Here is an 11,461-nt window from a genome sequence, read left to right as displayed (position 1 = left end):
CTGTTTTGGTGGGGGGGAGCGAGTAGCGCTTACCTACCAATATACATTAAACAGTTTGGGCGTTGCTAATTGTATTTTTGCACTTAATGGTGGTAGAAATAGTGACCTTGAGAATGTATATATATTTAATGGCTACTGGCGTTATTGTTTTTCTGTTTTGAAACAAATTTTTGAGCAGGCAAAAGAGCCCTATTGTGTTATTGCGCATACCAATAGAGCATTGATAATTTGTGTTTTACTGAAACTCTTTTTTAGGAAAAAAGTTAGAATATTCTATGTTCAGCACCTTTTTTATTCACCCCAAAAAATGCGCTTATTATCGTTTTGTCAGGGGGTACTAGAAAAAATAATTCAAATTACGCCGATTACCACCAAGCTATTAGAGCAGAATTTTAAAGAGGATAAGCGTTTTTATTTGAATAATTATTTGGCTTTAGATAGTTATTCTAAGGGGAATTCATCACTTGCCGTCGAAGAGTTAAAAGAACTAGCGGGTGATCGGAAAGTTATTACATTTTTGGGTCGGGTGACAAAAGATAAAAATGCTGAACATTTGCTTAGGTTGCTCAAGTTGTTACCAAAGGATTCATATTTTGGTTTGGTGTTAGGTACAGGTGACGAACTTGGATACATTAAGGCTCTGGCTTTAGAGCTGAAGCTGGATAATCTATTCATAGCTGGATTTCAAGAATACCCTTTAGCATTTCTTGCGGCGAGTGATTATATGTTCTTTTGTTCTTCTTATGCAGGGGAAATGATGCCTATGGCCGTTCTGGAGGCTAAGTCTCTTGGTTGTAAAGTGATTGGTTACACGAATGAGCTCAATAGGCATATTATTCCGGCTTCTAATTTGTTTGACTTTGCAGACTTTGAAGCCATTGCAAATGGGATTGTAACGTCTTCTATTATCTTCGAGCCTAATGAGTTTGATGAAGAGTACGGCCGCGCTCGACTTTCATTAATGCTAGGTTGATATTGTGCTTTCCCTATTATTGATTTTATTAGGTGTTGGGCTGGGTTATAAATACCAAAAACTGCCCATGCTTTTTATATATTGGGCATGTTGTTTTTGTTTGATTATATTGGCAGCAGAACAAGGGGTTGAAGCCGCATATCAAATCTCAGCTAAGCCATCGGATACATTATTATATTTTAGGGCTTTTAATACTAGTTTTGATGATATTTCTAATTACTTATTTTATCACTATCCTCTATTTTTAAAGTGGGTTATTGCTCCTTCTGATAGTGTTTACTTCGCATTGATAGGGCAATGTGCTGCACTCTCAGCAAGTTGTCTCTGGGTGTTAAGGCGCAGTGCAAATGTTTTTTACATTTTAGTCTTGCTTAATCATACAGTGATTTATACCTGTACTAATCTTTTCAAAGATAATTATTTGATTATCATTATGTTTTTCACTGTCGGTTTATTAATAAGATTAAAAAAAAGGTGGGTGAAATCACTTGTTGTTATGTTGAGTATTTGGGGCATGACGTATATTCGTCCTTTTAGTTTCTTATATGCACCTTTAATTGCTTTGCCATATATGTTCGCCAACGATAATAAACTGGTGGCTAGAGCGTTTTGGTTTATAGCTTTAGCCGGCTTATTGACCATATTGGTTTGGAAGTGGGGACTGATAGTCTATATCGCTTCTCACTGGTCGAGTGATGCATCTGTCGGTACAGGTGGCCTATCAATTGCTTCATTGCCTAAAATTATACTAGGGCCTACGCCTTTTCATTATTTTTACCATGATAGCCATTTTATTCAGCCTTTTTTAGATGGTCATGGTGCCGTACTACTGTTGTTACATTATGTTTATTATTTTGCATTATCTTGGTTCGTTGTTTTATGTTTTAGTCATTTTTCCATCGTCGCTTCATCGTTATTCTCTTGTCATGGTGGTATTTATTCTTTGGGCATTGGCCTTGCCACATTACTTGTTTATTTAATAGCCTACGGTACTGCTGATATTCGTCAGCGGGCTGTGATATTGGCGCTAATTTTTACAGGTATTGCCTTAACTTCAGCCCGTAATAGTGAGGTATGGGAACGTTCACTAACCAGAACGCAAAGTATTTGGGTTGGGAGTCTTTTTTTAATGTTTTATGTAATATCTATGGCAGCAATATGAAGATCAAAGTAGCACACATTCAAGTCGTCCCCATTTTATCAGGTGTACAAAATATTTCTTTACAAATACTGTCAAAATTGGATGACAACCAGTACGACAAGTACCTGATTTGTGCTCTTGATAGTCGGGAAACACAAGCTTTTACTGAAAAGTTTTCTCATGCGGGAGTCCAAATTATAAGATTAGAGAACCTTAAGCGTGAAATAGGTGTCCATGATTTAAAGTTATGTATTGAACTATACAAGGTGTTGAAAGACCTACAATTAGACATTGTGCATACACACTCGACCAAACCCGGTGTTATTGGCAGAGTAATTGCTCGTTTGGCTGGGGTGAAAAGTGTAATTCATACGGTACATGGTATCGCTTTTCACAATAGAGAAGGTTTTCTTAAACGCTCTATTTATTATTCATTAGAAGTGTTTTCAAGTTTGTTTGGACATTATTTAACTTCGGTAAATCGTTATTATTTAAAGTATTTTCGATATCTGCCAAAACATAAAGTTAGAGCCATTTTAAACGGTGTAGACATAAATGTTCTGTCACCAGCTCCTAGAGCGAGCAAAGTAGCAGATACTAAGAATATACTGTTTTTATCTCGCCTAGATGAGCAGAAAGATCCAATGTCTTTGTTATCTGCAATTAACATTCTTGTTAACTCATTTGGAAGGAGGGACATAAAGTTGACGGTAGCCGGTGATGGCGAATTTATGCCTATAGCTATGGAATACGTTAAAGTAAATAATTTAAGTGCTTTTGTTGAGTTTTTAGGCTGGGTAGACGATAAGGCTGCCGTATACCAGCAAGCGGATATATTGTGTGTGCCTTCAGTATATGAAGCCTTTGGTTTAGTCTTTGCTGAAGCTGGTTTGTATGAGTTACCTACAGTCACCACAACAGTCGAAGGCATACCTGAAGTAGTGAAACACGGAGAAACAGGAATTTTAGTAGAAGCAGGGCAAGCAGAACAGTTAGCTGATGCTCTTTTTCGTTTGATTGAAGAGCCTGATTTGCGGCAGTTGATGGGACGAAATGCTAGGGAGCATGTAATAGATAATTTTAATGTGGATTGTATGTTTAGTGCTTATCTGGAATTATACAAACAAGCAGTTGGTAGGTGATTTTTGGAACGTAATTTTGAAATGGTAGATTTTATCAAAGATGTTATTCGGCTTAAGTGGCTTGTTATAGCTTGTACTCTATTGGCTGCTGGGGGCGGGGGATATTATGCACTAGTTACTCCAAACGAATATAGGGCTGAAGTGATGCTAATGCCTGTTGATGACGGCCATCAAAGTAATTTAGGAATAGGGGGGCAACTCGGTGGGTTGGCATCTTTAGCTGGAATTTCTACATCAGGCTCAAGCGAGAAGGTCGCTTTAGCAAGTGAGTTATTAAATGACTGGCACTTTGTCGATAGCTTTATAAAAAAACATCACCTAAAGCCCGATGTTTTAGCTGTTGAGGGATGGTTGAAAACTGATGACACGCTTTTATATGATGATGGTATATATGATGCTTCTGCTAAAAAGTGGTTGACGTATGGGCAGTCCTCACAAGAACCTTCCGATTGGTCAGCGTACAATAAATTTAAGAAAAATATCGTGTTTCGAAAAAGTAAAGACACACCTGTCATAACAGTTACTTTGTCGCATTATTCTCCTCACAAAGCTGCTATGTGGTTAGATCTGTTGATTGGTGCTATTAATCAAAAGATTAAAGATATAGATGTGGAAGAAACTCGAACTAGTCTTACATATTTGCAAGCTAAAGTAGAGGAAACCCAAGTTGCTGAATTAAGAGAGGTGTTTTATGAGCTGATGCAGCAGCAATTGAAAAAACTTATGTTGGCTGAAATCAGAAAGGAATACGTCTTAAGAAAAGTTGGCCCAATCAAAGTACCTCAAGCCCACTTTAAACCACGAAGGTTAATAATTACTGTATTGAGTGGTTTCTTTGGCGGCATATTGGGAGTGTTGATGATTATTTCTCTACCAGGATTCTCTAAGTTGCGACGCGAATTAAAGCAGAATTAAGTGACTGCAGCCAATCGAGTTATTAATCCTATGAATATTATTAACCCTAAGGGAGGTCGCGGCCTTTTTGACCAATTGGCTCTGGGTATATCGTTTCATAATATATGAGTGGCATGCAGAGGAAATACTTCCGTTGGGATATACAGGGATTGCGCGCACTAGCAGTGATGGCTGTTGTAATTTTTCATATATCCCCACTTCATATACCAGGAGGATATTTGGGGGTAGATGTTTTTTTTGTGGTCTCTGGTTACCTCATCATTGGTTTTATTGTTGATGATTTACGAGATGATAAATTTTCATTAACTCACTTTTATTACAGGCGCTTAAGAAGGTTAGTGCCAGCATTTTATGTGATGTTATTGCTCACCCTGCCATTTTCTTACTATTTATTGCTACCAGCAGAGTTTTTGTCTTATAGTAAAAGCGTGGTTTCTGCGTTAGTTTACGTCTCTAATGGATATTTCTATTATGAATCTGGTTATTTTGATTCAGGGTTAAAATCCGCTCCTTTGCTACATACTTGGTCTCTCTCAGTAGAAGAACAGTTCTATATTATCATTCCTTTTTTTCTCCTTATTATCGTAAAGTTCTTTCGAATTAATATAAGTATATGTCTTATCGTGTTGGCCTTTTTCAGCTTTATTTTAAGCCTTGCTTTGTTTTATTTTGATTTGAATTTAGGGTTTTATTTTTCACCTGCCCGCTTTTGGCAATTTATAGTAGGCGGCTTACTTTATTTAACTCGACATCGTCTGCAGTTGAATATGATTTGGACTGAGTTAGTAGGTGCAGCTGGTTTGGTTGTATTAGTGAGTTGTTTTTTTGTATTTGAGCAAAACTTATCTTTTCCTAATTTATATTCTGTCATACCCACATTAGCTACCTTGATGTTGTTATTTGCTGGGTACAATAGTCAAATTCTTCATGTTCTGTTGGCCAATAGGGTAGGGTGCTTTCTAGGAAAAATATCTTACTCTTTATACTTATGGCATTGGCCCGTATTGGTCTTTTATTGGTTAAGTGTTAAGGAACGCCCGACAACAATGGCTAAATTAGGATTAGTGACATTATCTATATTTTTAGCTTGGTTAAGTTGGCGGTTTGCGGAGCGAAAATTAGCGGATACAGCTTTTAATGGAGCAAAGAAGTCACTTATTATGACTATATCATTTGGTATATTAATCTCTTGTGTATCTTGGTTTGCTCTAAGTTTGCACTCTGATAGGTTTAATCAAACACAGACTGGATATGCTGAATACATTGATTATAAGCCGGTTGATTATAGAACTGGGAGCTGTTTTTTAACGTCATCCCACAACAACATTAAGTTGTTTTCACAAGATAAATGCATTGTGAATGAACAACACAAATTAAATACTCTATTACTTGGGGATAGCCATGCCGCTCATTGGTATGAAGCTATGGATCAAGCCAAACAACAAAATGAAACCATTAGCCAAGTAACCGCATCGGGTTGTCGGCCTTTGCTTAAATCGCATGGTGCTAGTGTTTGTACTGATTTGATGCATTGGGCAATCAACGACCTGATTGAAGACGTTGATTTTGACAAAATTATTCTCTCTGGTTTTTGGAAGCTGGCAGATGTGAACAATATTAAGCAAACGATTGAACAATTGTCTGAACAGACCATAACATTGGTCGTATTAGGGCCAACCGTTGAGTATCACTATGAGTTACCTAGGATATTGGCGTTAAGTTCAGGCATTAGTGAGGCCAATAAATTACGTTTGTATAACGAAGCTAAAGTGATTGATGATGCGCTATCTGATGCCTTGAAAGGAGTGAAGAATGTTAATTACATTTCTGTTTTGGATACACTATGTGTGAATAGTCATGATTGTATAATGGTGACCGATGACAATATACCCATTGCGTTTGATGGCAGTCACTTTACAACAGAGGGGGCTGCTCATTTATTGCAGAAAATTGGCTGGTAGCCATTAAATTCAGTAAATCATTGCTTTTTTAGACGCAAACTACATTATCTGTTTAATGTATTACGCCTCTTGGGTTATCTACGGGAATCGTAAGGGATGATAGATTTTATGCTATATCTTGAGTAGGTAAATAGTATGTGTGATTGCTTTTACGGTGATTGCACCTTTATTAGTTTGTATTATGTGGTGTTATGCAATTTAGAGCAGATATAAATGGATTAAGAGCAATTGCAGTCATCGCAGTTGTATTGTTTCACTTTAACCAATCATGGTTACCTGGTGGTTTTGTAGGTGTAGATGTTTTTTTTGTTATTTCTGGCTTTTTAATGACAGGCATAATAGTTAAAGGATTAGAGCAACAAATATTCTCAGTGCTAACATTTTATACTAACCGTGCGAGAAGGATCATTCCACCGTTAGCGTTTCTCTGCTTTGTTTTACTTATTTTTACTTGGTTTTTCTTTACCCCTCTGGATTATAAAACTTTAGGTAAGCATGTATTAAGCAGTCTTAGTTTTGTATCCAATATTGTTTATTGGAAAGAGTCTGGTTATTTTGATACGGTCTCTCAAGAAAAGTGGCTGTTACATACATGGTCATTGTCTGTAGAGTGGCAGTTTTATATGATATACCCATTGCTACTGGTATGTTTACGACAGTTTGTCTCTCTCCAAAAGATGAAAAACTTGGTTTTGCTTGGGACAGTATTGGGGTTTGTTTTTTGTGTAATCACTACCTATATATGGCCAAACCCCTCTTTTTATTTACTGCCTACTAGAGCGTGGGAGATGATGGCAGGAGGTGTTGCTTATCTATATCCGCTTTCGCTATCACAGCGCGCAAAAAAAGCAGTCGGTAGGGTAGGGATAATGTTAATTATTGGCTCTTACGTTGGCCTTTCAAAAAATAGCTATTGGCCGGGATATCTCGCCTTACTGCCAGTTTTAGGTGCGTTTTTGGTTATTCAATCACAACGAGTTGATAGTGTTATCACAAATAATCCTGTATCTCAAAAGTTAGGTTCGTGGTCATATTCCATTTATTTGTGGCATTGGCCATTGATAGTCGCGGCTCACTATTTTTCTTTTGACCATGTTTTTCTCGTTTTATTGTTATCTGTTGTATGTGCTTTTTTTAGTTATCACTACATTGAGCGTAATAAGTATACTGGCAGGGCAATTAGGGTGCGTAAATATATAAAATGTAAGCCGATATATTTATTTATCAGCTTGTTGCTATTCTCTGGGGTTATATATGATAAAACGAATTTAATTTATAACCTTCCAGGTGATATATATAAGGGAATGATAGTTAATAAAGATACGGATGATAACGGGGAATACACTTGGTCTGCCCATGAAATATTAGCTCGAAAACACAATTTTCTAAGTCATAAAAAAAAGGTTCTTATAATTGGTGATTCTCAAGCTGGCGACTTAACCAATATGTTAATAGCAAATGATGTGGATAGTTATGTTGATTTAATATCGAGAATGATTCCTTCACAGTGCGGAAGTTTTTATCTAAGTGATAAAAAATTATTAAATATGATCGAGAATAGCCCACATAAAATAAGTGATTCTGATTTTAACGTTTGCATTAAATCATTTAATAGGATTAAGCATGATGTCGTTGTTAAACAGGCTGATTCAATTGTGTTATCTATGAATTGGCTGGACGCACATATTCCTTCTATTTTAGAATCGATAGCAAGTATAAAGCATATAAACCCTGATGCAGAATTATATCTCATTGGCGGCAAGCTCTTTAATAAAAGCGTGCCAGCTATGTTATACGATGCCTATGTAGAAGGGGGGAGTGTTAATGATTATGCTTTTGCACAGATATCAGATAATCAATATATCAATTATGCCTACCAGAATAAGGTGTTTAAAAATAACAGCCTGAAACTGAATTTTAATTATGTGAATATGACCAATATACTTTGCAAAGAACAGCAATGTTCGGTGGTTAATCCAGCCAATGAACCTTATTATTATGATATTGGCCACTTAACCAGAAACGGGGCTAAATATATTGGTGGGTTGACTGAGTTTAAAGAGGCTCTGCCTTTTATTCAGTAGAGTTAAAACATATGACGTAATATAATCCCTCTAAAGACTACTTTTCTGCTAGCCTTGGATGGAAGGACAAGAGCATACGCGAATTAATTTTTCATACTATCTTCTAAATTACATTTAATATTTATGTTCCTACTGTAATCCCCCCATATTAAGTAGCAGTCATTCGTAGAGTTTCTTTAAGCCGCTCTCAATAGTTGTTTGGGTGGTGCGCCACCAATTGCCATATTAGGTAGTTTATCGTTCTATAGTCAGAACTCGTTGGTCGCTAGTTCTTGCGCTTGCTCAACACTTTCGAACATTTTTAAGTCCAGCGCTCAAAGTTGATGGCGGTATGTATGGACGATTAAGTTAGCCTAGTTTTTTGATTTTTCATCGAGTAAAGGGCATATAACAACCACACTATTATTCTTTATCTCTGTAGTGCTTGCCTGATATCAATGCATGGAATAAATACCTGACGGACAAAGAATCAAGGCCTAAGCATCGTCTGATGATTAGCGAGATAAATAATCGCGGTACCTCTGTTAGGTAATAGCGAGTTTTAAGTCCAATTTCGTAACTGCGTTCTTTTCTGCGAAAAAATTTGGTTTCTTCGGACTCATTTTCAAGTCTAGATAATGAGTGGTTAAACTTACTGATAATTTTTATTCTGGAGTTTAATTTAACTTTTCGTAATCTATAGAAAAATGTGGTGTCTACACCGTATAAATAAAATCGTTGATCAAAAACATCACCAAAACTATTTTTTATTATTTGGCAAATATTTTCACTAATAATTAAGCCGCTACCTATCGCCCTAACTTTATCTTTATTTGTGTAAGGCCCTGGGTGCCATTTCCCCTCAATATGTGGGCTCCTAATTTCCTGCTGTGATTCAATTAGTGGTACGCCTACCTCTATTTCACGATCTGATAAAGCTGCAGACAAGTATTCTTGAGTTAAAAAAGAGTCATGATCGAGTAGAATGTAACGTTTAGCTGGCCAATTTTTAATAAAACGATTATATATTTTAGATAGAGCGATATTTTCGATAGTCTGGACTAGTTCTACATTTTTAAAGCCTAACTCTTTTAGTGGCTGAACAGTTGACAAGGGGATGGAATCGGGACCATTATTCCATATCACTAGAGATGTATTCGTATAGTTTAAAGCATGTAATATTAAACCTTTAATTGTATCGCTTTGTGATATATTTTGAGCGTAAAGTACAACTAATATAGATGTGTTCAAAAAGTTACCCTCTACTTCTTATGTTTTTTGTGTAAATTAAGACTCAAAATTAACTCATTATTATTTTTTAAAGCTAATGAACTTAGTTTTTTGGCATTTTCATTGAGTTCACTTTTTTCTACTGCCATTATTTCGTCAATGTGTTTAGGTAAAGACTCGATTGAGTATGATCTATCAATTGTTGGGCTCGCCCAACGTTGCATAAAGTGGTTGAGCTTAAGAATATTTGGGTTGATTGCGACGCTACACACTCCAAATGATAGTCCTGTTATACAACCATGCAAGCTTGTTCCCATGAATAAGCGTGATTGTTTAATTACACGCATTATTTCCCAAACGTTTAGCCCGTAATGTAACGAGAATAAACTTTTATTATAATTGTGAATTTCTTTTAATAAATTTATATCATCATGACCTGCAGCATATCCGATAGGCAATAAAATGACTTTTAGATTTAATTTGGTAGATATCTCCTCAAGTACCTTTGCTGTTTTTTCTGCACCTGCTCCTACTTTATGAGGCGCTGCTTGAAAGCAAATGTAATCTTCATTCAATTGGCTGAAAACCTTGTTTCGTGTATTTTTTTCAAGAAATTCTTGATTTATTAAATCACTTACAGCGCATACAGAATCTGGGTACTCTTTGGTCCTAGTCACTTGGTTGAGTCCGTCCACTGTTCTAGAGTCGCGAGCACTTACATAACAAGCCGAATTCATGTGTTCGGATATTACGTTCATATCACTAGGTTTTAATGTGCGTATATCCCCTCCAACAGTGTTGTAGGCTATTTTGGTATCAGCAGTTAACGCATTGTGTTCTGGTATAAAAGGGAACTCCCAAGGCACTGGGTAAGGGATTTTTGCAAGCTTATCAGCAAGTTTTGTCGAAAGTTTCCCTATTACTTTCATTAAGGTATTTATGCCAAATGGATGCTTCATATGGGCGAATAAAATTCGACTGCGTGCTTCTAGTACTTCACCTCCAATGACTATTATGGCTGCAATATCTAGTTTATTGTCTAAAATAGTTCGACTAATTGAGGATGTCTTTTTAACGCTAAATTGGGTTAAGTCTGATTCTGATAAAGAAGCAAACACTAGTTCATGTGAATCTATAATACTGGGGTAGTACTTTTCAATAAAGAGCTCAAAAAGAATCGGCATAAGGTTGTCACCGTAATTGTAACGATCAAATGCTCCGTAAACGACTATGCTCTTCATGTCTTAAATTCCTTACAATGTTTTTTATCATGTTGCTTTGAGGCAATAAGTACTTTGCTTATCAATGAGATTTGGGCAATAACTGACATCATGAAGAATACCATTAATGAAGTTGTGTCAGTTGCACCAAAATGAATACAAGCCATGAACCCAGAGGTTGCAAGAGTAATGTTAAGTATTCCATTTTTAAGTAAAAATTTATCTAAATTAAGTAATGTTACTGCTGCAATACAAGCTCTATTTGATATGTTAAAAGAAAACCAAATAGCAATACATCCAGCATAGATACCCGAAGTTGACCATGCGTCGCCAAAAACAAAAGAAAACAGCTCTTCTCCAAAGAAGACTAAAAGAAGGATCGGCAAAAGAGAACAAGCCATTAAGCCAAATGTACTTAAGTATAAATATTTTGTTATGGGTTTTCGGGAGAAATCAGCGCTAAGCTTAGGGTAAGAAACATCGTATACAGCCTTTCCAAGGAGGTTAACTGGAACCATTAATACGGTGCGAGTCAGGACAAAATACCCAGCTTCTTTTATACCAAAATAGTAAGTTAACAATATAAGTGGGGCCATCTGCGATAAGTTATTAATTAAGGCATGTGGTAGGCGAAACCTAGGCAATTGTTTAAACTTCTTTATTACAACAATATTTTTTCTATCAAACGACAGTAATTTTGTAGGTAGTTTAAATGTTTTGGTTTTTGCACAAAGTAAAAATGTATTTATGTATAGTCCAATAATCACAGCTATAATGAGCGATTCGAAATTTGGTAGACTGTACCCTGCTATGATC

9 protein-coding genes are annotated in these 11,461 nt (G+C 36.3%); 6 read left to right on the top strand and 3 right to left on the bottom strand.

Annotated features, from left to right (window positions below):
• The 6 genes from ACSHXM_RS18880 to ACSHXM_RS18855 form a co-directional block, all read left to right on the top strand.
• Nucleotides 1-973, top strand: a 973-nt coding sequence (locus ACSHXM_RS18880; protein ID WP_435691413.1) for a glycosyltransferase, incomplete at its 5' end; no start/stop codon positions are given.
• A 4-nt stretch (nucleotides 974-977) separates the two neighbouring features.
• Nucleotides 978-2,135: a hypothetical protein gene (locus tag ACSHXM_RS18875; protein ID WP_435691411.1), complete on the top strand. Its 1,158-nt coding sequence runs from the start codon at nucleotides 978-980 to the stop codon at nucleotides 2,133-2,135.
• Nucleotides 2,132-3,256: a glycosyltransferase family 4 protein gene (locus tag ACSHXM_RS18870; protein ID WP_435691409.1), complete on the top strand. Its 1,125-nt coding sequence runs from the start codon at nucleotides 2,132-2,134 to the stop codon at nucleotides 3,254-3,256. Before ACSHXM_RS18875 ends, ACSHXM_RS18870 begins: the two co-directional genes overlap by 4 nt.
• A 3-nt stretch (nucleotides 3,257-3,259) precedes the next feature.
• On the top strand, nucleotides 3,260-4,171 hold the full coding sequence (locus ACSHXM_RS18865) for a Wzz/FepE/Etk N-terminal domain-containing protein (RefSeq protein WP_435691406.1): 912 nt from the start codon (nucleotides 3,260-3,262) through the stop codon (nucleotides 4,169-4,171).
• Nucleotides 4,172-4,284: 113 nt separating this feature from the next.
• On the top strand, nucleotides 4,285-6,132 hold the full coding sequence (locus ACSHXM_RS18860; RefSeq protein ID WP_435691404.1) for an acyltransferase family protein: 1,848 nt from the start codon (nucleotides 4,285-4,287) through the stop codon (nucleotides 6,130-6,132).
• A 191-nt stretch (nucleotides 6,133-6,323) separates the two neighbouring features.
• Nucleotides 6,324-8,216 carry an acyltransferase family protein gene (locus ACSHXM_RS18855; protein WP_435691402.1) on the top strand — a complete coding sequence of 631 codons (1,893 nt, stop codon included), beginning with the start codon at nucleotides 6,324-6,326 and terminating at the stop codon, nucleotides 8,214-8,216.
• 402 nt (nucleotides 8,217-8,618) lie between these two features.
• Here the strand turns inward: ACSHXM_RS18855 and ACSHXM_RS18850 are convergent, their stop codons facing one another.
• The 3 genes from ACSHXM_RS18850 to ACSHXM_RS18840 all read right to left on the bottom strand — a co-directional run.
• On the bottom strand, nucleotides 8,619-9,446 hold the full coding sequence (locus ACSHXM_RS18850) for a glycosyltransferase family 2 protein (RefSeq protein WP_435691400.1): 828 nt from the start codon (nucleotides 9,444-9,446) through the stop codon (nucleotides 8,619-8,621).
• Nucleotides 9,447-9,457: 11 nt separating this feature from the next.
• Nucleotides 9,458-10,666 carry a polysaccharide pyruvyl transferase family protein gene (locus ACSHXM_RS18845; protein WP_435691398.1) on the bottom strand — a complete coding sequence of 403 codons (1,209 nt, stop codon included), beginning with the start codon at nucleotides 10,664-10,666 and terminating at the stop codon, nucleotides 9,458-9,460.
• Nucleotides 10,663-11,461: oligosaccharide flippase family protein (locus ACSHXM_RS18840; protein ID WP_435691396.1), on the bottom strand; the 799-nt coding region annotated here is incomplete at its 5' end. The genes ACSHXM_RS18845 and ACSHXM_RS18840, both read right to left, overlap by 4 nt.

The organism is Paraglaciecola sp. (assembly GCF_051252315.1).
Taxonomy (GTDB): Bacteria; Pseudomonadota; Gammaproteobacteria; order Enterobacterales; family Alteromonadaceae; genus Paraglaciecola.
This window is presented reverse-complemented; position numbering and strand designations above follow the sequence as displayed.

Bases quoted from the DNA above. Each gene is read 5' to 3' on its own strand.
- ACSHXM_RS18870 (WP_435691409.1), top strand. From the start codon at position 2,132: ATGAAGATCAAAGTAGCACACATTCAAGTCGTCCCCATTTTATCAGGT.
- ACSHXM_RS18860 (WP_435691404.1), top strand. From the start codon at position 4,285: ATGCAGAGGAAATACTTCCGTTGGGATATACAGGGATTGCGCGCACTA.
- ACSHXM_RS18855 (WP_435691402.1), top strand. From the start codon at position 6,324: ATGCAATTTAGAGCAGATATAAATGGATTAAGAGCAATTGCAGTCATC.
- ACSHXM_RS18845 (WP_435691398.1), bottom strand. From the start codon at position 10,666: ATGAAGAGCATAGTCGTTTACGGAGCATTTGATCGTTACAATTACGGT.